Origin of the sequence: Caproicibacterium amylolyticum, from assembly GCF_014467055.1 — a bacterium.
Classification (GTDB): domain Bacteria; phylum Bacillota; class Clostridia; order Oscillospirales; family Acutalibacteraceae; genus Caproicibacterium; species Caproicibacterium amylolyticum.
On the sequence record NZ_CP060696.1, the window covers coordinates 2,719,541 to 2,744,441 of the forward strand.

General features: G+C 46.9%; 18 protein-coding genes. 13 read left to right on the forward strand and 5 right to left on the reverse strand.

The window, feature by feature from the left end:
* Positions 1–189: 189 nt before the first annotated feature.
* Positions 190–1,422: an extracellular solute-binding protein gene (locus H6X83_RS13115; RefSeq protein WP_212506903.1), complete on the reverse strand. Its 1,233-nt coding sequence runs from the start codon at positions 1,420–1,422 to the stop codon at positions 190–192.
* Positions 1,423–1,619: 197 nt separating this feature from the next.
* On the opposite strand from H6X83_RS13115, the gene H6X83_RS13120 reads away from it, so the two are divergent.
* Positions 1,620–2,633, forward strand: coding sequence for a LacI family DNA-binding transcriptional regulator (locus tag H6X83_RS13120; RefSeq protein ID WP_212506904.1), 1,014 nt, complete (start codon positions 1,620–1,622; stop codon positions 2,631–2,633).
* An 857-nt stretch (positions 2,634–3,490) separates the two neighbouring features.
* On the opposite strand, the gene H6X83_RS13125 is transcribed toward H6X83_RS13120, so the two are convergent.
* Positions 3,491–4,798 (reverse strand): hypothetical protein, encoded by a 1,308-nt coding sequence (locus H6X83_RS13125; RefSeq protein WP_212506905.1) that lies wholly within the window; start codon positions 4,796–4,798, stop codon positions 3,491–3,493.
* On the reverse strand, positions 4,795–7,941 hold the full coding sequence (locus H6X83_RS13130) for a serine/threonine-protein kinase (RefSeq protein ID WP_212506906.1): 3,147 nt from the start codon (positions 7,939–7,941) through the stop codon (positions 4,795–4,797). Before H6X83_RS13130 ends, H6X83_RS13125 begins: the two co-directional genes overlap by 4 nt.
* A gap of 296 nt (positions 7,942–8,237) precedes the next feature.
* Between H6X83_RS13130 and H6X83_RS13135 the strand changes: the two genes are divergently transcribed.
* The 7 genes from H6X83_RS13135 (at position 8,238) to H6X83_RS13165 (ending at position 16,774) form a co-directional block, all read left to right on the forward strand.
* Complete coding sequence (locus H6X83_RS13135) at positions 8,238–10,169, forward strand: bifunctional 3'-5' exonuclease/DNA polymerase (protein ID WP_212506907.1); 1,932 nt, start codon at positions 8,238–8,240, stop codon at positions 10,167–10,169.
* Positions 10,166–12,682 (forward strand): phage/plasmid primase, P4 family, encoded by a 2,517-nt coding sequence (locus H6X83_RS13140; protein ID WP_246419289.1) that lies wholly within the window; start codon positions 10,166–10,168, stop codon positions 12,680–12,682. The genes H6X83_RS13135 and H6X83_RS13140 overlap by 4 nt, the downstream gene beginning before the upstream one ends.
* 228 nt (positions 12,683–12,910) lie before the next feature.
* A complete protein-coding gene (locus H6X83_RS13145; protein WP_212506909.1) occupies positions 12,911–13,264 on the forward strand; it encodes an HNH endonuclease in 354 nt (117 codons plus the stop codon).
* Between the two features lie 366 nt (positions 13,265–13,630).
* Positions 13,631–14,242 carry a hypothetical protein gene (locus tag H6X83_RS13150; protein ID WP_212506910.1) on the forward strand — a complete coding sequence of 204 codons (612 nt, stop codon included), beginning with the start codon at positions 13,631–13,633 and terminating at the stop codon, positions 14,240–14,242.
* Positions 14,208–15,479 (forward strand): site-specific DNA-methyltransferase, encoded by a 1,272-nt coding sequence (locus H6X83_RS13155; protein WP_484484198.1) that lies wholly within the window; start codon positions 14,208–14,210, stop codon positions 15,477–15,479. Before H6X83_RS13150 ends, H6X83_RS13155 begins: the two co-directional genes overlap by 35 nt.
* Positions 15,480–15,570: 91 nt before the next feature.
* Positions 15,571–16,557 (forward strand): virulence protein, encoded by a 987-nt coding sequence (locus tag H6X83_RS13160; protein ID WP_212506911.1) that lies wholly within the window; start codon positions 15,571–15,573, stop codon positions 16,555–16,557.
* Positions 16,550–16,774 (forward strand): DUF4314 domain-containing protein, encoded by a 225-nt coding sequence (locus H6X83_RS13165; protein ID WP_212506912.1) that lies wholly within the window; start codon positions 16,550–16,552, stop codon positions 16,772–16,774. The genes H6X83_RS13160 and H6X83_RS13165 overlap by 8 nt, the downstream gene beginning before the upstream one ends.
* 567 nt (positions 16,775–17,341) lie before the next feature.
* Here the strand turns inward: H6X83_RS13165 and H6X83_RS13170 are convergent.
* The gene (locus H6X83_RS13170; protein WP_212506913.1) at positions 17,342–17,971 is read right to left on the reverse strand and encodes a retron system putative HNH endonuclease; all 630 of its coding nucleotides are present in this window, start codon (positions 17,969–17,971) and stop codon (positions 17,342–17,344) included.
* Positions 17,949–19,313, reverse strand: coding sequence for an AAA family ATPase (locus tag H6X83_RS13175; protein ID WP_212506914.1), 1,365 nt, complete (start codon positions 19,311–19,313; stop codon positions 17,949–17,951). The genes H6X83_RS13170 and H6X83_RS13175 overlap by 23 nt, the downstream gene beginning before the upstream one ends.
* Positions 19,314–19,679: 366 nt before the next feature.
* Between H6X83_RS13175 and H6X83_RS13180 the strand changes: the two genes are divergently transcribed.
* The 5 genes from H6X83_RS13180 to H6X83_RS13200 are packed head-to-tail and all read left to right on the forward strand — an operon-like array spanning position 19,680 to position 24,897.
* Positions 19,680–21,374, forward strand: a complete 1,695-nt coding sequence (locus H6X83_RS13180) for a terminase large subunit (RefSeq protein WP_212506915.1) — start codon at positions 19,680–19,682, stop codon at positions 21,372–21,374.
* Entirely contained in the window at positions 21,374–22,624 is a 1,251-nt protein-coding gene (locus H6X83_RS13185; RefSeq protein ID WP_212508595.1) for a phage portal protein, read from the forward strand. The genes H6X83_RS13180 and H6X83_RS13185 overlap by 1 nt, the downstream gene beginning before the upstream one ends.
* The gene (locus tag H6X83_RS13190; protein WP_212506916.1) at positions 22,621–23,376 is read left to right on the forward strand and encodes a head maturation protease, ClpP-related; all 756 of its coding nucleotides are present in this window, start codon (positions 22,621–22,623) and stop codon (positions 23,374–23,376) included. The genes H6X83_RS13185 and H6X83_RS13190 overlap by 4 nt, the downstream gene beginning before the upstream one ends.
* A 20-nt stretch (positions 23,377–23,396) precedes the next feature.
* Positions 23,397–24,584, forward strand: coding sequence for a phage major capsid protein (locus tag H6X83_RS13195; RefSeq protein ID WP_212508596.1), 1,188 nt, complete (start codon positions 23,397–23,399; stop codon positions 24,582–24,584).
* Position 24,585: 1 nt separating this feature from the next.
* Complete coding sequence (locus H6X83_RS13200) at positions 24,586–24,897, forward strand: head-tail connector protein (protein ID WP_212506917.1); 312 nt, start codon at positions 24,586–24,588, stop codon at positions 24,895–24,897.
* The last annotated feature ends 4 nt before the right edge of the window (positions 24,898–24,901 follow it).

Here is a 24,901-nt window from a genome sequence, read left to right on the forward strand (position 1 = left end):
CCTTTTTCTCCATTGCATTTATAAACCCACCCCTTATCATTTCGCCCATCTTTCATAAAAGCTTTTTCAAACTCTATGGCAGCAGGCCTTTGATTCAGCGTGGGTCTAATTTCACTTGGTGTTTTCTATCAGTTTTGCGGCGACATCATTTTTAGAAGCATCACTTTGAATGACATAGGAATGCTTTCTTCACTTCATATCTGCAATCTGTGCTAAAGCATCCTGCTGCGCCTTATCAGCCTCAGTTTTTGGATTTGCATTTTTCTTATTAACAGCAGTCAGCATATTTTCGGTTACAGACCACATGACATCCATTGCCGGAACATTTGGCATCGGCACTACCGTATCTGCAGATGCTTTAAGCGTTTTTACAATTTCATTAGATGCAATTTCAGAGTCAGCATAAGATTTATTATTGGCTGGTGCATCATTTGTCACTTTTGACATTGCGATGCCGGCCTCTGGCTTTGCAAGCGTCTGTAAAACTTGAGTAACGGCATCTTTCTTGTTTGCTCCGGCGCTTTTCAGCACATAAATACCCTGTACACCTGAATATGGTGCTAGCGGCTTGCCGGATGGAATGGTCGGCATCGTTGCATACCCCACATCAATTCCGGAATTTTTTGCATCTGCAGCAAGGTTTGGAAGATTAATTGTTGATGCTGCTTTTCCTTCTTTAAAAAGTGTTGTCATTGTATTGTAATCACCATCTGCCGGCTGATACTGTACAAATTGTTTGTGGTAAGACAGGGAATCAATTGTCCCCTTTAAATTCAGACCAGGCTTTGAATCCTTGTCAATTACATACCCGCCAAATGCGTGCATCCAACTAACAGCGTAATAAGCGGTGCTATGCTGCTCAACAAATCCATATGTTCCATTTTTGGTGTTTTCCTTCGCAAATTTGAGCAGCTCATCCGTTGTTTTTGGCGGCACCTTCATTAACTTTTTATTGTACATAAACATCTGTGTTTCAAAGTAGATGGGGAGTTGATATAGAGTGCCCTTATATGTACCGGCATTTAATGTCATGGGAATAAAATCAGACAAAGAATCCTTGGAAATCAAATCGGTGATAGGGCTCAAAATGCCCATTTCTGCAAAAATGCCAGCCTTATCATGAGCAAAGAAAAACATATCCGGGGCGCCTTGTGTATCATTTCCAACCAATTTCAATGCATCTGTCATTTTATCCTTGCGTTGAAGCTTCACCTTAACATTGGGGGCTAAGCTGTCCAACTGTTTCTGAAGAGCATCCCCGATTGTCTGGTCATTTTCATACCAAATTGTTATATTGGTTGGACTTTTTGCTGCACTGGCAGCTTTCGATACAGCAGTACTGCTGCTCCCTCCTGATTGGCATCCTGCAGCAGTTCCCATTATCAACGCTGCTGCAGCTATTACTGCAATACACTTTTTCAAAACAACGACCTCCCATTAAAAATTTATGAAACCGATATAATAATATTTCTAGTACGGACTAGTATATATTTGATTATTTATCGATTTCAAGATCATTATATAGCCAATTATATAAAAAGTCAACTATATATTGTAAATATTATTGACTTTTTCATGAAACCGTTGTAATATCTTTATAAGAAAGGAGTATTATAATTATGGCTGTAAGTATACGAAATGTTGCCCAAGAAGCAGGTGTTTCTGTTTCTACGGTATCAAAAGTTTTAAACCACTCTCCACTCATTTCTGAAACTACCACAAAAAAAGTTCGTGCCGCTATGGAACGGCTGCAGTATCATCCTAATGAACAGGCTAGAAATTTTGCCAAGCAAAAGACATACAACGTTGCCTTCATTGCCCACACAGAAAACACAACTGCTTTTAACAATCCTCACCTTTTTGCAATCATGTGTGGTGCCGAAAAGCAACTGAATGAAAATGGCTACCACTTAATTTTTGTTGGTCTTACTGCTGAACAAAACGAATGCGACACAATCAAAGCATTGATAGAGCAGAAAGTAGTGGACGGTATCATTTTACACATATCCGCCGTAACACCAGATGTTTCATCTGTGTTAGTAGAAAATAAATTTCCACACATTGTAATTGGAAAGCTGGACTTTAATAGTGAACTGTGTTGGATTGATACAAACAATCAGCTTTCCGGCTCCATTGCTATGCGGCACTTAATTGAAATTAAATGTCACAATATTGCCTATATCGGTGGTGCAAAACAAGACCATATTTCTTTGCACCGGCTGCAGGGTGTTACGCGGACTGCAAAAGATTTCAATGTTTCTATACCTGACAACAACATTTGTTTGGGAGCTACGACTATATCGGATGCACAGAAAATAACAAAAGCATTGGTTGACAGCAGGCATCCAGATGCTATTATTTGCGCAAATAATACAATCGCGCTTGGCACAATGCGAACACTGAAAGACCTGCAAATTAAGATTCCAGATGAAACTGCCGTGATCTCTTTTGACGATTACCCATATTCACGAATTACAGAGCCGCCACTCTCCATTGTTAACATTGATGTTTATGATATGGGCATGCAGGCTGGCATTATGCTGCTGAGAAAGATTAAAACTCCATCCTTGCAAGTCCAATCCTATACTACTCTGCCGGTACTAATTGTAAGAGGATCTACGCATCTGTGTTAAAATAGCAGACAAAGTGTAACCGCCCATATCTCCGCGTAGTGCAAAGAAAAAGCCGCCCGAAGGCGGAAAAATAGGATGGGATGTAAGATATAATTTTTAGGATAAGAGGATTTTTTGAGGGAACTGAGGAAAAGCGTAGTAAAATACTGCTCCGCATTCAGCCCAATCGCCATTGCTGTGGCATCAAGAAACTAAAGCACTATCGGCTGAAAGCCGATAGGTTTATTTACGGCTAAAGCCACCTAACACCCCCCATCTCGAAGTTATCACTATTTTGATGTGTATCGGTATCACTGCCACAGAACTGGCAGTGTCCGGCGATAATATCGATGCTGCCACATGTATTTATTCTATACCGGCAAGTAAGTAGAATAATAGAAATCCAAAACAAATTCAGATTGTTTATGTAGCTCCCTCCAATTATTATTTCCTATCTGCAATAATGAACGTTCCCTATACGATTACACGATACCCCATACTATTGAACGATTTCTTCCTCGGAGTTGCATTTGGCATCAGCAGCAAATGCTCAACCCATAAAAATCAAAAAAGCCGTCCGGTAAAATACCAGACGGCAATCAGCAAAAGTCTCAAAAAGCCCAGTATTGCTGGGTTTTTCCCGCGCTCAGGGCAAAAAAAGAAAACCAACAATTGTATCAATCATTGGTTTTCTATTTGGCAGATCACGTCATCCAACATACAAAAACATTTTGCAACCAGCGGTTACACTAAAACATTTTTCGTTCTTCGACATTCTCCGACAGTGTACAAGTCCAGCTTGTCCCACTGGCAGATCACATCATCCGGCATACAAAACATTTTTTAAATTTTTCGAGTGTACTCTCTACCAAAAAAGGTTAATTCTGATTACTAATCAAAGATAAAGTTGAAACGCTACGCAAAATATATCTATTATCCCCAAACACTTTGACTGATTCTGCGAAAGTACTAATAGTAAATTTAGAATCGACTAATATCTGAAACCAGTTGTTATGTACAGCCTTCAAAATTCTCTTTTCATTAATGTTGGGACCGGATTTCTTAATTCTTCTAATTTGCGAAGAAATATTTTGTCCTGAATTGCAATAATAAATAAAGCATTCTGTATTTGGTTTGAGTAAACTACAAATAGTTAAAAACTTGTAGTTTTTAGACCAATAGTTTAAGTTGTCTATCATTATTTCCACTTTATTTGCTTTTGAAAATGCAATGCGGCAAAAATCAATTAATTCATTATCAAACAATATTCGTGGACTAAATAATATAGTATGTGCTTGAGTCTCAAGATCAGTAGTTAAGGTATTACCCGACATTTCTTTCAATTGATCATATACATCCTGAGTTGAAAGATATTCACCTTTTGATAAATTTGCATGACCGCTCGAAGAATAGCTAGTTAAATTAGGCAATAGCTTTCTATCACGGAGTTGTTCTATTATTGATTCTTTATGCGCTTCTAAAAATTTTCGTTGCGACCTCCTCTGTGCAACAATATCGATTTCGTATCCACTTTCACTTGCATATATATGTATTGGAGTATCTATGAAACCGGTGACTACATCTTCAACGGCATCTATGCTGACAAGTTCATCCTGAACTTTCATATTATCATCAAGATAGGTCTTTGCGGATAGGTCGAAAATCAGTCTAATACTGTCCATATTCCGTCTGTAGTGTTCTATTGTATTAGCATCATAGATATGCTTCATTTTTGTATCATTATAAACAAAGCTTTCTCTAAAATAATCATTTTTCTCACCGCTAATTTCGCCGGTTATGGCATCTACAAACACATTATTTAGTATGTCTTTTTCACGGTTAATTACTGAAAGATTTTTAATAGATTCTCTTCCTTTAGCCATAAGAATGCAATTCCCCGATGAGTGAAATGCCAAATTTTTTAAATGTAAATCGCCAACAGTGATATCCACAATGTCTCGAGGTAACCCTAGCACCCCTGCAATTGTATCCAAATTAGTGATTCCAACTGAGGACAACCGAAGAATCATTTCTTCGACTAACTCGAGATTTGTTATATGCCTCTTAGATATGCTCAGTGTAACCTTATATATAGGTATTTGAATTGTTTCTGTCGTAACATAAATATATCCTTTATTATCAGGAACACGATTTTGAAAAATGTCATTAATATATTTTTCTATCATTGTATAACCTCTCGAGCATCCATTATTTTACATGTACGAGAATTGTTCCGAATATAATTTATAACATCTACATATTTATTTTCACCATCAGACCATGTCTCAAAAAAATCAATATCTCCACAAACAATTAGCAGACACTTTGCCCGAGAAAATGCGACATTTATTCTTTCTTTTTCCCTCTGAAAACCAATACTTCCATTTGTTCTAACAGTGCTGTATATGATTATATCATTTTCTCTTCCTTGAAAAGCATCAAGTGTATTTATATCAATATTACCGATAGCCTTATAATCTCCATTTTTATACACTTTGAGCAAAGCTTCTTTTTGAGCTCTGTAAGCAGTTATAATACCTACATCAAGATCTTTTGCATTGCTTTGCGAATTCATCTTTTCAAGAAGAGTACGGACAATACCTACTTCAGTCAAATTATATGATGAACCTCCTGCTTCTTTTTGCGAATCATGTCTTTTCAATTTAGATGTATCGATCCATACAATAGAGAATCCTTCAAAATCAGGTACCCCATGCTTCCTATCCTCATCATTAATGCCAGTTATAATCTTGCCGTCATAAAATACAGTGCTAATTAAATTACCAATTGTACTGCACATTCTATATTGTGTAGAGAGAAATTGTTTATGTGTTTCCGGAAGTGAATCAAATAGTATATCGAAAAGACGATATTGAGGATCTTTAACTAAGGAAGTGGATAATTGAGAAAGACTACCATCAGCAAAAGGTGGCAATTGGTTTTGATCTCCGACTAAGACGATTTTATTTGCTTTTACAATTGATACCAGCAATTCGGGAGTTGTAGCCTTTGCAGCTTCGTCAACTATTACATAATCAAATATCATATCTCTAACATTTTCATCAGAAAGAAACCCAACACATGTTCCAGCAATTATAGCTGAACTATTGATGATTTGATATCGTAATGCATTGTAATCCCCACATCTTTTTAACCAATCCTCTTGAATCTCTTCTGCTTTTCTCCACACTGTTAAATTTGATATTTTTGATTCCTGAATTCGTTGATCATCTGATTCTAGAACGGTATAGACCGCAAGTTTGTCTTTGACAAACTGTGTTGATAAATTATGTACATTCTCAAAAAGTTTGTCTTTTATAGCGTCAACAAGATAATTTGTGGCAACATCTTTTGAAACTTTAGTTTTATCTCCAATTCGAACGACCCTTATCTTCTCTCCACTATTCCAAGAGAAAATTCCTTCTAAGATATTATCAACAGCTGTATTCGATTGAGAGACAACTAAAATTTTGGGAGGAATATCACTTGGGGAAGATTTAGACAATATTTGCTGCACAATCTCAGAAATGACACTTGTCTTTCCCGTTCCTGGAGGACCTTGAATTAAGCTTATACTATTTGAATCCATGGCTTTAATAACCGCTTGGCGCTGAGAATCATTCAAGTTCTTATTAAAATAATGCAATGAAGTAATAGAATGTGTCATTGTCGGCGCAGAAAGTTCCAGAATAATATCTTTTAAACCGGGGGAATTGTATTCCTCACTTTTTAATGCCTTAATTGCTGATAATTGACGTCGTAAAGCAACGCTTTTTCTTCTATAGTCCTCAATTATAGTTTTTTTGATTTTTAAAAATGGCCAGAGTTTTCCACTGGTTATGCCTCGTTCTAGAGTTAAAATTAATATAGTCTTATCGTCCTCAAAAACAACATCTTCAAAGCTGCCAATGGGAATGCATCTTTCCTTTGGATTTTCTGGTGTATCAAAAACAAATTTGATTTCTGGCGACAAGTCATCAATATCAACTCCTTGAATATTATCGATGCTTAGATAAATTCGGTTACCATCAAACCAATGATCAGTATAAGAAACTTGAATGCTCTTCTCTTTAAGTTTTTCAAATTCTTCTAAAATGCTTTGTCTCCATTTTCCGAATAGCTCTTCAAACAGATTGTTTTTAGATTCTAATGTTTGTCGTTCATTATCATAATTGCGTAATTGTACTTCCAGTCTGTTGCTATCGTTTTTACCACTTATAGGGAAACCAAAACCAGAAAAACACTTTTTCCCTTCTATTATTCCAAATATTCTTTGTAATTTAGTTCGCTTGTCAATCGGTATACTGTATAATTTGATTACACTAAAGGCCCTAATGTCTTTTTTATACAAGCAAGACATGTACAATTCATTCCCAACAAATTCATATAAATCGTATTTTGAATTATATATGCCATACATAGTAGAAAACTCATTTACGAGATATGTTGACAAGAATTGCGAAAATGTCATAATACTTTCAACAGTAAATTGCCTTTTCAATGATGTCAATTTTTCAGTATCTACAGTAAACCAAAAAGTACTATTATTGGCGTTAAGACAACCAATCACTTCATCAAGTATTTCAACGATTTGTTGAACGTCATCAAATCTTTCTTCCACTTTTTCAGAAAGCATTTGCATAAGCAAGCTCTGCACTGCCGGAATTATTGCGAATGAATTCAAGTTTTCTGAAAGGCACCCGACGTTTGCCGGAGGGGCAGCAAAGAAGATGTAGTAAAAAACCGCACCTAAAGAGTAAATATCACTCTTCTCTGTTGCCTCTTGGCCTTGAGCTACTTCAGGAGCAACATATCCAGTTGAATAAACCCATTTTGTTGTTTCTTCATCTACCACTGTCTTCAACTTACTGTTCCCAAAGTCAATAACTTTCACCTTGGATATACCATCGACAAGCATAATATTGGATGGCTTAATGTCTCGATGCAAAACACCACATTGATGAGCATGCAAGATAGCTTTTGCTATGTTTTTACATATAACTATTTTTTCTAAATCAGAATAGCTTGAGAAATCAATTCTATCTAATGATTGCCCGTCAACAAATTCAAGTAGTATAGCTCCGTAATCGCATTTCTGGTTATAAATCAGAGTATCAGATGAATCATATATTTTAACAATGTCATTAAACTGGTTTAAAGCTCTTAACGCGCCGATTTCACGTTTGAAAATTAATCTATTAAGTTTGTTACTTAACTGCCCTACTAGCTTAAGTGCACATATTTCATGAGTATCTATATTTTCAACTTTTAATACCACAGAACCTTGCTCAGAAACATGCATTTTTTCTATTGGTTTATAGTTGATCATATTAATTCTCCTTTACTGTCAACAGTGGCCTTACAACAAAACGACTTGCCTTTGATGTTATTCACAACTATCCATCAATAATTATTGGTTGCGGTGTTATCTACAGGTCTGAGCAGAGCTCAATTACTGGAGCGGTATGGAACTGCTCTTTTTACCTATTGGAATTATTATACCGCGTCCTACATAAAAGGGCAATAAGAAACGATGGACATTGGCATTTGCAACAATGGACAAAATAAATTCCTATTTTATCCCGCATATGCATTAAGAAATACTATACTGCGGGAGGAATGTCCATGCCATATCGATCAATTCTGTCTCTGTCGGACTTGCAAACCTATCTTTTCGACGCATCCATCGTCGCCTTCGACTTTGAAACCGCACCGGACGACGCATACCGGAACGACGACCGCGCCGCGTTGGACGCACACAAGTCGCATATCGTCGGCATCAGCTTTTCGGTGGCCGAGGGTGACGCCGTCTATCTGCCGCTGGCGCACCGCGTCGGGGAAAACGCTACCGATCAGGATGCCATCTGGGCGTGGCTGAAACCAGAGCTTTTCATGAACCCCACCGTCACCAAGGTCGTCCATAACCTCGCGTTTGAGAGCGCATTTCTGTACGCGCGCGGCATCGTGGTACAGGAACCCTGTTACGACACCATCGCGGCGGCGCAGCTGGTATATAAAAGTGAGAAGGAGTTCCGTTCGCTCGGCGACTGCGGGCTCAAAACACTGGTACCGGAATACTTCGGCGAACAGCTTCCATCCTACACCGAAACGGTTGGCGGCCTTCATTTTGACGAGCTCGATCCGCAGGCGGAGCGCACCGTCCGGTATGCCTGTGCCGACTCGGATTACGCTTTGCGGCTGTATCATCTTCTCAACGGCTGGTTTGACCGCTTCCTGCCGAAACACCGGTTCATTGTAGAAAAAATCGAATCGCCCACCGCCGTCTATGTCGGCCTGATGCGGTATAACGGGCTACCTTTCAATGTGGAACTAATGAAAGCGAAACGAATTGAAGCCGAAAAACATCTCACGGAAATACGCAAATCAATCGAATTCATCATCGGCGACATCCCCATCGGTGCAAACGCCAGCACCGCCGCTTTCAAAAAATACCTGTTTGAACGGCTGAAGCTGCCGAAAGTAAAACAAACGGAAAAACAGCAGGACGCACTGGATGACGAAACTTTGATCCTGCTCAAAGAGCACTGTGAAAAGAACCGTCCGGAACTGGTGCGCTTATTTGAACTGGTGCAGGAGTACCGGCGCTGGGGAAAGATCAAATCCACCTACATAGACGGATACCTCAAATATGTCAACACGGCCACCGGGCGTATCCATCCCGATCTGCTGCCGCTGGCCACCGAAACGGGTCGCTTCGCATCCAAAAATCCGAACTGCCAGAACATGCCCCGCGCGGGCGCAGACGATATCGGCGTCCGCAATTTTATCAACGCGCCGAAGGGAAAAATTCTGTTGTCGCTGGATTTCTCACAAATCGAGCTGCGTGTAGGCGCGTTCTACTGCAAGGATGAAAAGATGCTTGAAACCTATCGCTCCGGCGGGGATATCCACGCCCAGACCACCTCTGTCATTTACAAAATTCCGCTGGAGCAGGCAAAGGACAAAAGCGCGCCGGAGTACAAGGAGCGGCGCACCATCGCCAAGAACTGCAACTTCGGCACTTTTTTCGGACTGTTTCCAAAAGGCCTGCAAAAAACACTGAAATTCAAGGCCGGGCTGGATGTGTCGCTCAATGAATGTGAGAGCATTATCCGCAACCTCAAGGCCGGATACCCACGCCTTTCGCGCTGGCAGGAGGAAACGAAAAAGCGCGCCGAGTTCCGCAAATATACCGAAACATGGCTCGGTCGGCGGCGCTCCCTGCCGGGCATCACCTCTCGGGATTGGAATGTGAAGTCCTTCGCGCAGCGCGTGGCCATGAACACGCCGATTCAGGGCACGGCGGCGGACATTCTCAAACTTGCTCTTGGACGGATTGTCCGGGGCCTGCCCGAACGCCCATGGCTTTGTCCTTTACTGCAGATTCACGACGAACTGGTCTTTGAACTGCCCGAAAATCACCTCAAAGAGGCCGTTATTTTCATCAAAAACTGCATGGAAACGAAACCTTTTGATGCGTTTTCGGTGCCGATTGTGGCGGATGCCGCCGCCGGAACCCGGTTTGGGGAGTTGCATGAGCTGGAGGAATGCCTGTGAGTGAATATTCTCTGAATGCGGTTCCGGTCAGTCCGGGAGAATTCCTCGGCGCGTTTTTTGAACCGGCGGAGTCCGTCTGTCTGCGAATCTTCTCCGACCGCCCCGATAACGCGTTTTCCGGCCAGAAACTGAAAATCGAACAAGGGCATTTCGACAAAATTGTCGATACGCTAAAAGCCCACAACAGACAGAATCGCGGGATATATTTTGTCATCAACTACGGCGGGCATGAGGATTCCGAAATTACCCGCATCAACGCCCAGTTCATGGAGTGCGACGATATTCCGCTGGAAGAGCAGCTGGCGAAAATTCAGGCTTTTCCGCTCGAACCATCGCTGATCGTCAGGACCCGAAAGTCGCTTCACTGCTACTGGCTGATGAAAAATGCCAAAGTGGAACGGTTCCGGCCTATCCAGAAACGGCTGATCGCATATTTCGGAGCAGACCCGGCTTGCGTAAACGAAAGCCGGGTTTTCCGTCTCCCGGGCTTTCTGCACTGCAAAGAAGAACCTGTTCCTGTGGAATGCGTTAAATTCAATCCGGAACTGCGGTATACCCAAAAAGAGCTCGAGGCTGTTCTGCCGAAACTTTCTGAAGAAAATGAGCCGCTGCACGTTGCTTCATCGCCGAATAAAGATCGGGGCTCCCAGAAAGGGCTGGTGCTGGTGGGCCGCCGCTGTGCGTTCATTCAGCACTGTAAAAGGAACGCAAAAACCCTCTCAGAGCCGGACTGGTACGCCATGATCTCCAATCTGGCGATTTTCGAGGGCGGCGAGGTCGTCATCCACAAGCTGTCGAAACCGTATCCGGCTTATGACTATAACGCCACACAGGCGAAGATCGACCATTTCTATAAATCCGGCACCAAACCGATGACCTGCCGAAAGATTGCGGAGCGCGGTTTTGTCTGCCCGAAAATGCGCGGCGGCAGCTGCACCTGCAAATCACCGGCTGGGCTGGCATTTCACCCGATGAGCGTGGAAGAGCTGAAAAAAGCGCTCGCATCCGTCAAGACCAAGCAGGAGGCCGCCGTCGACATTCATACGGCACGTCGGTTTATCAACGATTACCTGTATAACATCGACCCCGGAATCGCGGGTGCGTTTATCGGCGACAATATTAAGAACCACTTTAAATTTAAGGCGGCTGACCTCAAAACGCTTCCGGCCTACCAAAAAGAACTGTATAAAGCTTTTTCGGCGACGCAGGAAGCGCGCAAGGAACGGCGCGGGAGCGAGATTCCCGCGTGGTATGAAGTTTCCGAAAAAGGAAAGTGGAATTTCCTGCCCGGTGTGCTCGCCGACCATTGCGCCGAGAACGAGCATGTTTTTTACTGTGCCGACAGCTACTATTTCTATGAAAACGGCGTGTATCTGCCGAAAAACGACAAAACCGCACAGCGAAAGGTGCGTTCCTATATGAACGCGCGCTACGCGCTGGCGGCTGAAATTCGGGACGCGGAATGGCAATGGCAGGTGCTGGTCGACAAAACAGTGCGTGAAATCAATGTAAATCCCTACATCATGAACTTTAAAAACGGGCTGTACAACGTGATGACCGATGAATTCCTGCCGCACGACCCGAAATACCTGTCCACAATCCGGCTGGGCGGAAATTATGACCCGGAGGCACGGTGCCCTATTTTCATGCGCTACCTTTCCGATGTCCTGCCGGAAAGCGAAGTCCCGCTGATACAGGAGATTCTGGGATATTTTCTCGTCCCGGTCAACAAAGCGCAGAAATCGTTTGTAATTGTAGGAAAAGGCGACAGTGGAAAATCGACGTTCCTGTCCGTGGTGCAGGACGTCCTGCTCGGCGCTGACAATGTATCCACCCTGACCTGGCAGGCGCTGGACGAGAAATTCGCAACGGTCCAGCTTTTCGGCAAACTGGCAAATGTGTTCGCCGACCTCCCGTCCGAGAATATCCGTGACACGGGAACCTTCAAGGCAATCACCGGCGAGGACTATATCTCCGCACAGCATAAATTTAAGGAATACTTCTCTTTCAAGCCCTTTGCGCGGCTGCTGTTTTCCTGCAACAGTGTCCCCAAAAGCTACACCGACCGCTCGGACGGCTTCTACCGCCGCCTGATGCTGATCCGTTTTGACCGGGCGATACCGGAGGATAAGCGCGACCCGAATCTGAAAGAAAAGCTGGCCGCCGAGGCCGACGGCATACTGGCGTGGTCAATGGCCGGGCTCCGGCGTCTGATGGAGAATTCCTACCGGTTTTCCGAAACCCAGCGGACAAAGGCGGAACTTGTGAGCTACAAGGCGGAGAACAGCAGTGCGCTGGCGTTTGTCGGGGAATGCTGCGAAATAAACGGCGGACACACCTGCATGAGCGAAGATCTGTTTTCGGCCTATCAGGAATACTGTTCCGCAAACGCGCTGAAGCCTGTCTCTCAAATCCGGTTCAACCGTGAATTGGAAGCGATACAGGGATTGTCCCGTGGACGGGACACCGTCACCCGCAGGCATGTCTGGATCGGCATCCGGCTTTCAGAGTAACGGCTCATCCCGAACGCATCGCGAACGGACACCGAATATACCCATGGACGGATTTTATTCAGATTTTGCCGCCATCCGAACGCACCGAACGGAGTCCGCGCATTCTTTGCGTATGAACGCGCCAGAGAAAAAATATGCTCAAACTCAATAAAAGGAATTAATATTCCCGCTTAAAGTCCGTCTGATCCGTCCGTGCCAGTCCTCATTTTCACCCGGAGGTGTGTCCCTATGCCCCACAAGCCAAAGAAACCCTGCGCCTTCCCCGGCTGCCCGAACCTGACCGACGGCAGGTACTGCGAAGTCCACGCTTCGCAAGCAAACCGCGAGTATAACAAGTACCGCCGCGACCCCGACTCGAACAAGATCTACGGACGGCGCTGGAAAACCATTCGCGCCCTGTACCTTTCGAAGCACCCGCTCTGCGAGCAGTGCCTCAAGGCCGGGCGGTATGTTCCCGCCGAGGAAGTCCATCACATCATTCCAATCGCCGAAGGCGGCACCCATGAGGAGTCGAACCTCATGTCGCTTTGCAAATCCTGCCACTCCGCGATCACCGCAGCAGCTGAAAACAGACACCGCTGACCCTAGGGGGGCGGTCGAATCTCTGCGGCCCTGCCTTGCGGACAGCGCGGCAGGCCTTCGCGCACGACACGCGCGAATTCAAAAATATCAGAATTGCCCCGAAACGCTGATGTTTCGGGGCTTTGTTCGTTTTGAAAAACAGGGTTGACAGGCTGTTTTTTCAAAGAGTCAGCTTTTTTCAAAAAGCGTACAGGCTGTCTGCGCGGAAAATCCCGGAGATTTTCGGGAATCTGGCAGGGAGACGCGGGCGGCGGACAGCGACAGGACGGGACAGGCCCCGACAAAAAGAGCGGAAAAAGCGGGCACATTTTGAAAAAAAGCCGCATATACATGCAAAGACACTTTTCAAAAAAGGGAGGCGGCGCTATGCCCAGCGGAGGCGCAAGGAAGGGCGCGGGGCGCAAACCGAAGCCGCTCGCCGAGAAGCTGGCGGCGGGAAATCCGGGACACCGGCCTTTAAAAAAAGTGGAATTCACGGGAACCGGCGGCGTTGACCCTCATGAGCCGCCCAGTTATCTGCGCGTTATGGAAAAGCGGGAGCAGGAGAACCGACCCGGCATTCCCACACCGACCGAACTGTATACCGACACGGTCAAATATCTGGAGCCGTCCGGCTGCCTGAATCTGGTTCCCGCCGCGCTGATCGCCGATTACGCGATGGCGAAATACTACCTGCTCCACGCGCAGTATGAGCTCGGCAAAACGGCGACGGTTGTCAAAATCAAAAAGGGGCTGAAAAAAGAGTCCGCCGAAACCTACGAGATCACCGACTTTGCCGAAGCCATGCTGAAAATGCAGAAAAACGTGCTCGCGACGTGGGAACCGATCTGGGATATCGTTTCGCGCAACAGCGAGCAGCTGGTGGCGAATCCGGAAAAAGACCTGCTGGCTGTCATCATCGGCGGTCGCAGGCGCAAATCGAAGCCGAGAGGAGAGCCGCCCGATGGATTCCATGCAGATACAAAAAATCCCGGCTGAAAAGCTGAATCCGGCGAAATACAATCCCCGCAGGGATTTGCAGCCGGGCGACCCGGAATACGAAAAGCTGCTGCGCTCGGTGGATGAATTCGGCTATGTCGAGCCGATCATCTGGAACCGGCGTACCGGGAACATCGTCGGCGGACATCAGCGCTTCAAGGTTCTGCGGCAGCTGGGCTTTGACGAGATCGACTGTGTCGTCGTCGACATGGATGAGGCGCGGGAAAAAGCGCTCAACATCGCGCTGAACAAGATCTCCGGCGACTGGGATACCGCAAAGCTGGCGGAGGTTTTCAAGGACATCGAGCAGTACGGCATTTCACTTGACATAACCGGGTTTGAGGCCCCGGAGATTGATAAGCTATACCAGAAGCTGAATCGCGAGGACGGTAAAATTGTCGAGGACGATTTCGACAGCGAGGCCGAAGCGGCGAAGATCACGGAGCCGGTCACCCGGCCCGGCGATGTGTGGCTGCTTGGCAGGCACCGGCTCATGTGCGGGGACAGCACGGACCCGGACGCGGTCGCGCGGCTCCTCGACGGCAGGAAAGCCCGGATGGTTTTTACCGACCCGCCGTGGAACGTGGATTACGGCGGCGACGCGAAGCATCCCAGCTGGAAGCCCCGGCAGATTCTCAACGACAAAATGACTGAGGAGCAGTTTTACGCGTTTCTGCTTTCGGCGTTCAAAGCGATGGCTTCCGCCTGCGAGCCAGGCGCGATGGTCTACATGGTGATGTCGGCGCAGGAATGGGGCACGGCCATGAGCACCATGAAAGAGGCCAGTTTTCACTGGTCATCCACAATCATCTGGGCAAAGGACTCGCTCGTTCTGTCGCGGAAGGATTACCACACGCAGTACGAACCAATCTGGTACGGCTGGCTGGACGGCGAAAAGCGCCTCTGCCCTTTACAGGATCGTCAGCAGAGCGACCTGTGGCAGATTCCCCGCCCCAAAAAGTCGGAGGAACATCCAACCATGAAGCCCATTGCGCTGGCGGGGCGAGCAATCACGAATTCTTCTCACACCGGCGACGTAACGCTTGATCTTTTCGGCGGCTCCGGCACCACACTTCTGGCGGCGGAGCAGTCCGACCGCGTCAACTGTTCCATGGAGCTTGACCCGAAATACTGCGATGTGATCGTAAAGCGTTACATCGAATTCCGGGAAAGCGACGAAAGCGTCTTTCTCCTGCGCGGCGGAGAAAAGCTGGCGTATAACGAAATTGAAGGCTGACACCCATGGATTTCAACTTGATTTTACCCCCGAAAAGAGTGATGAATGGTACTGCGGAAACGCAAATCATAAATTTTCGGAGGTAACAAAAATGGAATTCAGGTTTAACGTAACAGGTGCGGAACGTAAAAGGCTGGTCGAAACAATCAGCGAAATTCTCAATTTCCCGATGAAATATCTCGGCGCGCCGGGCTTCGGTTACGAAGTCGGTGAATACACGGTGGATAAGGACGGAACGGTCAGCGGCGAATACAACCCGCGCCTTCTTTCCACTCTTGCCGGGAAAGGCTTCGAACCGGAACCGTACCAGACCCTGCACTTCATCACGCCGCGAGGCACCCTGCTGATTGAGGAACACTTCGATACTGAGGAAGAAGCCCGCGCCGCAGGATACGAAATGTATTTCACCCATGAGGGGCGGAATATCTACAGCAAGCCAAGCGGAAACGGTGAACATTCCGTCAAATTTGCGATTGTCGGCGCTCCCCTTGCGGAAGAGCCCAATATAGCCGAACCGCCGGAAGAAGCTGACCTCACCATCGAGATGCCAATGGACGGTTTCACGCCGGAAAAGCTGGATAACCTGAAAAAGATGGTGGCGAGCAAGGCCACACTCATCAAAACCGCACTCAGCGCGGAGGACCTGCCCATTGAACCGACCGACGAGACACTCCGCTTCCCATGGTTTTCCGGCGGCCTTGACAGCGACACGGTGAGTGCATACACGCAGTTCATCGCCGCCCTTTGTAAAACGGCAAAAGAGAAAAAACGCGTAACCGCGAAGGTACAGGACGAATTTGAGAACCCGCGCTTTACCATGCGGGTGTGGCTGATCGGCCTCGGCATGGTGGGCGACGATTACAAGCTGGCGCGGAAACTCCTGCTCCAAAACCTCACTGGAAACGCCGCGTGGCGATACGGCGCACCGGATAAAAAAACGGCCAGCGACCCCGCTGGTTGCGCGGACGCTGGCGAAGAAAACCCGGCGGCGCTTACCGCCCCGGCAGAGGAAGAAGCCGCACCTACCGCCGACACGGGGGCGGACGTGGCCGAAGAATCAGGTGCCGACCATGAATAACTTTCCCTCAAAAGAAGAAGTCAAGCGTCTCCGGCGGGAATACCCCGCCGGAACTCGGGTGGAATTGATTTCAATGGATGACCCCTACACCAAACTGAAGCCCGGCGACCGCGCGACGGTTCGCGGCGTGGACGATGCCGGAAATATCCTGTGCGCGTGGGACTGCGGTTCCTCGCTGAGTTTGATTCCGGGCGTAGATAAATTTGGGGTTGTATAACCCCTCACTGGGAAGGTAATAAGAAATGAAGGCTTGCACTATAAACATTATGAGAAGCAAAATAGCTTTCAATCATTAGAGCCTCTGACTGTAGCCTTTATAGTATTATTCACATGTATTTTGCTTGTTGGCAGAAACTAGTGTAATACCGCCCTTCAAGCTGAATTCAGAATCTAATTTGTTACATGAATCGCAGGCAGGCACAATATATTCGCCAGTCACACTACTACTGGTGTTATAAATATGCGCACCTAATGTAGCGGAATTATTACATCCACTTATTGAACATTTTTCTGGCCATTCCTCTTTCGAGCAATTTATCCAATGCTGTTTCCACGATCCGCAATTACATGAACGATTACTCGTCCCTTTTTTGTTTTTCCAACCAGTCGCTGTTATACTCATAAGTATTTTCCTTTCGTAATTATGTGTCCCATATTTTGCTTCCCATAACTGCTAACTTCTGAGCTAACCAAGCTGATAATTACTCCGCTTACCCGCAGTATGATCTGTTGACTTACAAAAATAAATATTATGTAAAGTTCAAATCATAAAAAATCTTCAGTTTTATAGATGGGATTTATAAGAAGTAATTGCAGTAATAAATTCATGAACTTCATCAGAATATTTCTCTGCAACCCTTTGTTTAGCAAGTTCATTCATTTTGGCTTCCGTGTTTAGATGAAACATCTCAATATAACGTCTCGCCTTTTCTTTATGTACTTTATCGGTATTAGGTTTGACAAATGGTATTGCACCGGGAGTACCATCTTTACAACTAGGAATAATAAAAAACTCTTCAGGATCATCTAAATAGGGATGTACAATTGAAAAATCAGAATCAGTGTAATGTTTTCCAAGTCGTTTAATTACATCGGTTTGTCCTTTCCCGAATGTTGAATTACAATCATGACATGATAGAACAAGATTAACGGGCAAAAAAGTGTATTCGACATGTTTGGGGTGTTTATCCCCACCCTTCGGTGCGATATGGTCAATTTCAGAAGAAAGCAATGGGAGCTCACAATATGCACATTTATTTTGTTGATTTTCCATGAGTTGCAGTTTAGCAATCGCTTTAAACTTCTTTACTTCAGCGGCGCCGGAATTCCACCCACCTGCAACCGCATGCTTTTTTAATTTAGTTTTCAGTGATTTAGGTATTTTGATCTTGTTATATATTTTTTTTGTAAACATCACAAAACTCCTGTGCTTGGTCTAATACTATATTAAGAGGGTCTGATTGATCAAATATAAATTTTCTCAGCTTATTAACTAAATTCTGTATTTCATCAACATTTGATCCTGTACCATCATCTGAATTCATTAAGTCAATTATTTTTCTTAAGTCGGCCTCAAAGTAATAATTTCTTGTTGTCCTCACCCCAAAAATATTGTAAATTACATTTTCAGCAGACCACGCGTACGTACTGTAAGGTAATAATTCTGCGCTTGGTGATGTTGTATCAATTGCTCTATTCATAAAAACAATAGATGATGTGTGTGGCTCCAGATCAGAAACGAGATAGTGAGAATGACTTGCAATAAGGAAATGGCAACTCCCATACCTGTGAAATATTTTCTTTATTAAGTCAATATACTTGGTTTGCCACTCTGGATGCAGGCTTATTTCCGGTTCATCAATTAGTACAAGGGAATTAGGCTTAATATTATTTAGAATTCCAGTCAAAGAGAAAATTAAATGCTTTTCACCAGAACTGCAATCTTCAAAGGGAATTCGCTCGCCATTTTTAAAAAATATAATATTAGACAATTCCAATTCATCACTTTTGATGCAAGACAAAATGCTTTCTTTATTTTCATTCAAATATAATCTGTTTTCATCTCTATCATTCTGGAAGTCAATTGAAATATTTGAATCCCAGATTGCGTCTTTAAGTATATTTTTGGAACCATCTATAGATTTTGACGTATTGTTGTTAATGACTTTAAATTGAACTTTTTTATCAAACTTCATTAACGATAGTATTGTAATAAGTTCGGTATAATTTTCAGATAAAGTAACTTCAAAGAAATTGCGCATTACATTCTGTAATATGGAACTCGTATAAGTTGCGTTTGAAGACTTTCGAACTCCTAAATATATATAAGATGGAAAAAACTTTCCCATTTCTGGAGTTGTAAATAAAAACTTATCATTGACAAGAAATGATACCGCAAGAATTTTGCAAGGAAGCGCAAGTTCCTCTAAATTAATTAATAAACTATCTCGATAGCAATAAATTTCTGAACCTGATAATCGCTTTACTTCATATTTATAGCCATTAATTTCGTATCCAATTGAAAACTGATCATATCTAAATTTAGGTTTTCTTTGATAATTCTTTGCTTTTTCCAAGAATATAAATATGTTTGCAATAATCGTTAATAAGTAGCTTTTGCCTGAGCCATTAACGCCAAGAATTAACGTTGTAAATATTTTATCTCTAGGGGTATTACTTTGAGCTACAAATTGTACATTCATTATTTCTTTACCGTGATGATTGATTTTTAATGACTCAAGTAAAAATTCACACATATTATCAACTCCGCTAATTTCATGATCTTTGCAACTTGTTGTAAGCGATACCGGCATGATCTGCAAATTATGGTATTTCTTTATTGCTCGGCGAACTTCGCATCATGGTACTAATCTACCATTTTAATTTATCATGCTATCTTGTTGTTTACAAGTACAAGGGGTACCCCTTGTGCTTGCCCCCGATTTCTTCCTATATTTCTACATTATATTCCCATATTACCACTATTTCACTGCTTCGTCCATTTCTTTTTAAACAATTTGCACGATTATCCTGCCAGTCGGCTGAAAGTGCCAGCTTGTCTATCGAAATCTATATTTTTATGGGCTGTCCGGCGTCCTAATGGGAAAACTCGCCGCATAAAAATGATAATAAGCCTGCCGGGAGTCCCGAAAAGGACTCCCTTTTTCATTCTCGGAGGTGGTGCTGTGGATGATTTCAGAACCCTGAAAAACTACAAACCGTCCCGCTTTAAGGCGGCGGGTTCGGTATATAAAGAGCGGTTCGCGGACTCGGCGGTGTATTTTGTCAACAATCTGCGCCACACCAAAGGGCGCTGGTACGGCGAGCCGTTCGAACTGATTGACTGGCAGGAGCAGATTATTCGCGACCTGTTTGGCATCGTCCGCAAATTCGACGAGTGCCGCCAGTTCCGAACCGCGTATGTGGAGATTCCTAAAAAGCAGGGCAAATCTGAGCTTGCGGCGGCGGTCGCTCTTCTGCTCACCTGCGCCGATCTGGAGCACGGCGGCGAAATCTACGGCTGCGCCTCCGACCGCAGTCAGGCGAGCATCGTATTTGATGTGGCGGTGAACATGGTCGACCAGTTCCCGCAGTTGAGCAAGCTGATGAAGCTGAACATCGGGCAAAAGCGCCTGACCTTCACGCCGCTTGACAGCTTTTATCAGGTATTGTCCGCCGACGCGTACACGAAGCACGGCCTCAACGCCCACGGAGTCATTTTTGACGAGCTTCATGCCCAACCGAACCGGCAACTGTTCGACGTCATGACGAAGGGCTCGGGCGACGCGCGTGAACAACCCCTGCATTTCATCATCACCACAGCCGGAACCGACCGCAACTCCATCTGCTGGGAGATGCACCAGAAGGCCGAGGACATTCTGCGCGGCAAGCGCATCGATCCCACCTTTTACCCGGTGATCTATTCCGCCGCCGACGATGAGGACTGGACTTCTGAGGAAGTCTGGCGAAGGGTGAACCCATCCCTCGGCATCACGGTCACAATGGAAACGATGCGTCAGTCCTTTGAGGACGCGAAGCAGAATCCGGTCAACGAGAATATTTTCCGCCAGCTGCGCCTGAACCAGTGGGTGAAGCAGTCCGTCCGTTGGATGAACATGGAGCGGTGGGACAGTTGCGACTTCAAATTCGACCCGAAGGCGCTGGAAAACCGAATCTGCTACGGGGGCTTGGATTTATCCAGCACCACGGACATCACTGCGTTTGTGCTGGTGTTCCCGCCGGAGGATGAGGAAGATAAATACGTCGTCCTGCCGTTTTTCTGGATACCGGAGGAATCGCTCGAAACCCGCGTCAGGCGCGACCATGTGCCGTATGACCTGTGGAAAGCGCAGGGCTTTTTAAACACCACTGAGGGCGACGTCATCCACTATTCCTTTATTGAGAAATTCATTGAGGAACTCGGCAAGAAATACAACATCAAAGAGATCGCGTTCGACCGCTGGGGCGCGTGGGAGCTGACGCAGAATCTGGAGGGACTGGGCTTTACCGTCGTGCCGTTCGGGCAGGGCTTCAAGGATATGTCCCCGGCGACGAAGGAACTGATGCGCCTGACGCTGGAGCGGAAGATCGCCCACGCCGGAAATCCGCCTCTGCGCTGGATGGCGGATAACCTCTGCGTCAGCACCGACGCCGCCGGAAATATCAAGCCCAACAAACAGAAAGCGACCGAGCGCATCGACGGCGTGGTGGCGCTCATTATGGCGCTGGACCGCGCCATACGCAACGAGGGCGCGCTGCCGGGAAGCGTGTACGACACGCACAGCCTGCTGATGTACGGAGAGGACGGGTGGAACTGATGGGCTTTTTCTCACGGAAAAAGAATCCAAAGAACAGCCTCTCCACCTCGAAAAACTTCTTCTGGGGTGGTTCCACCTCCGGCACCTTTGTCAACGAGAACACCGCCATGCAGACGGCGGCGGTGTACGCCTGTGTCCGCGTGATTTCGGAGGCTATCGCGAGCCTGCCGCTGCACGTTTACCGCTATGAGGATACCGGTTCCAAACTTCTGCCCGGCCATTCTCTGTATAACATCCTTCACAACGCGCCGAATCCGGAAATGACCAGCTTCGTCTTTCGCGAAACGCTCATGAGCCACCTGCTCCTGTGGGGCAACGCTTACGCGCAAATTATCCGGGACGGCGGCGGTCGGGTGCTGGCACTTTACCCTCTTCTCCCCAACAAAACGGATGTCTGGCGTGGCCCGGACGGGCAGATTTACTACACCTATTGGCGGAACACGGACGAAAGCCGCCCTAATGAGAAAAGCGGCGGCGTGACACTTTCCAAAGACGACGTTCTGCACATTCCCGGCCTGAGCTTTGACGGGCTGGTCGGCTATTCGCCCATCGCGCTCACCAAAAATGCGGTGGGCATGGCGATCGCCACCGAGGATTACGGCGCTTCCTTCTTCGCTAACAACGCCAATCCCGGCGGCATTCTGGAGCATCCGGGGACACTGAAAAATCCCGACCAGATTCGCTCGGCGTGGGAAATGCTCTACAAAGGCGGTAACAAAGCTCACCGGATTGCCGTCTTGGAGGAAGGGCTTAAATTCCACCCGATTTCGGTGCCGCCGGAGGAAGCGCAGTTTCTGGAAACCCGCAAATTTCAACTCGACGAAATTGCCCGCATTTTCCGGATCCCGCCCCATATGGTCGGCGATCTGGAAAAAAGCAGTTTTTCGAACATCGAGCAGCAGTCTCTGGAATTTGTGAAATACACGCTCGACCCGTGGGTGGTTCGCTGGGAGCAAACCATGAACCAGTCTCTGCTCCTGCCGTCCGAAAAAGCCTCCGTTTATATCAAATTCAATCTGGACGGCCTGCTGCGCGGCGACTACGCCACACGCATGAACGGATACGCCATCGGGCGGCAAAACGGTTGGCTGTCGGCAAACGACATCCGGCGGCTTGAGAACATGAACGAAATCACGCCCGAGGAGGGCGGCGATCTGTATCTTGTCAACGGCAATATGGTGAAGATGGCTGACGCGGGCGCGGCGTATACGAAACAATCCTCAGAAAACAAAGGGGGTTCCGGTACATGAGTGAACAATTGCAGGCGAACGGCTCGCAGGACACACCCACTCCAAGGCGCGAATTGCCAGCGGCGGCTCGCCGCAAATTCTGGAACTTTGTAAACAACGACGGCGAGGAACGCACCCTGTATCTGGAGGGCGCAATTGCCGACGAAACGTGGTGGGGCGACGAGGCCACGCCAAAGCTGTTCAAGGACGATCTACTCTCCGGCTCCGGCGACATCACCATCTGGATCAATTCTCCCGGCGGGGACGTGTTCGCCGCCGCGCAGATTTACAATATGCTTAAGGAATATTCCGGTAAAGTGACCGTGAAAATTGACGGGATCGCCGCTTCGGCGGCCTCAGTCGTCGCCATGTCGGGCGACCAGGTGCTCATGTCACCGGTTTCCAATCTGATGATCCATAATCCCTCGACCATCGCCATCGGGGACGGCGACGAAATGCTCCGGGCAAAGGCAATGCTCGATGAAGTGAAGGAATCCATCATCAACGCCTACGAAGCGAAATCCGGCCAGTCGCGCGCCGCGATTTCTCACATGATGAACGATGAAACGTGGATGAACGCCAAAAAAGCGGTGGAGCTTCACTTTGCGGACGGCATTCTTTATACGGAATCCGCGCCGCAGGATACCTCCGGCGGGCTGATTTTCTCCCGCATGGCGGTTCAAAATTCACTTCTGAGCAAATTCCCCGCGAAGAAGCCGCTTCCAAAAGTATCCGCCACAGAACGAGAATCGCGCTTGAATCTCTTAAAATAACATATCGGGAGGAACTGATGATGCCGACAATTCTTGAACTGCGCGAGAAACGCGCCAAAGCATGGGAAGCCGCCAAGGTCTTTCTTGATCTCAAGAAAACCCCGGATGGAATGCTATCCGCCGAAGACGCTGCCGCCTACGATAAAATGGAAGCTGAAATTATCGCGCTCAAACAGCAGATTGACCGCGAAGAACGGGCGCGCGAATACGAGCAGGAGCTTGCCTCCCCCACCAGTCAGCCGCTGACCGGGAATCCCGGCGTTCCGGCGCAGGCTCAGTCCGGCAGGGCGTCCGACGCTTACAAAGCGGCGTTCTGGGACGCCATTCGCGGACGCAAGGCGGCAAACGCTTTGCAGGTGGGCACCGACAGCGAGGGTGGATATCTGGTGCCGGACGAATTCGACCGCCAGCTGATGGAAACTCTCGAGGAACAGAACATTTTCCGGCAACTTGCCCGGATTATTCAGACTGCCAGCGGCGACCACAAAATTCCGGTGGTCGCAACCAAAGGCACCGCAAGCTGGGTGGATGAGGAAGGCCAGATTCCCGAGAGCGACAACAGCTTTTCTCAGGTAACGCTCAGCGCGTATAAGCTGGCAACGCTGATTAAGGTCAGTCAGGAACTGCTGAACGATTCGATCTTCCCGCTGGAAAGCTATATCGCGAGCGAATTCGCCCGGCGCATCGGAGCCAAAGAGGAAGAAGCGTTCTTTGTCGGCGACGGCACAAAAAAGCCCACCGGCGTTCTCGCCGCGACGGGCGGCGCGCAGGTGGGCAAAACAACGGCGTCGGCAACCGCCATCACGCTGGATGAAATTCTCGATTTGTACTACAGCCTGCGGTCGCCTTACCGGGCAAAAGCTGTGTTTATCACGAACGACACGACCGTGAAAACCGTCCGCAAGCTGAAAGACAGCAACGGGCAGTACCTCTGGCAGCCGGCGATTACCGCTTCCGCGCCGGATACGATTCTGGGCAAACCCATTTATACCTCCGCCTATGTTCCGGCTGTCGCGGCAAGTGCGAAAACCGTGGCGTTCGGAGATTTCAGTTACTACTGGATCGCCGACCGGCAGGGGCGCACATTCCAGCGGCTGAACGAGCTGTACGCCACCACCGGGCAGGTGGGTTTCATCGCAACCGAGCGGGTGGACGGAAAGCTGATTCTGCCGGAAGCGGTGCAGGTGCTTCAGCAGGCGGCGTCATGATATGGCGGATTTGCTGGATAAGGTTAAGAAGAATCTGATTCTGGAGCACAATCAGGATGATATCCTGCTCCAAAGCTTTATCGCCGCCGCGACCGCCTACGCCGAAAAATACCAACATGTGGCAGACGGTTTTTACGCCGAAAATACGATGTCCGCAACCACGGAGCAGGCAATCATTATGCTGTCAAGCCACTTTTATGAAAGCCGCGACGGCTCCACCGGGGGATTTTTTGCCGACAGCGTTCCGGCGGGACAGCAGGTATGGGATACCGTGAATATGCTCCTGCGCCTCGACCGCGAATGGAAGGTGTGAAATA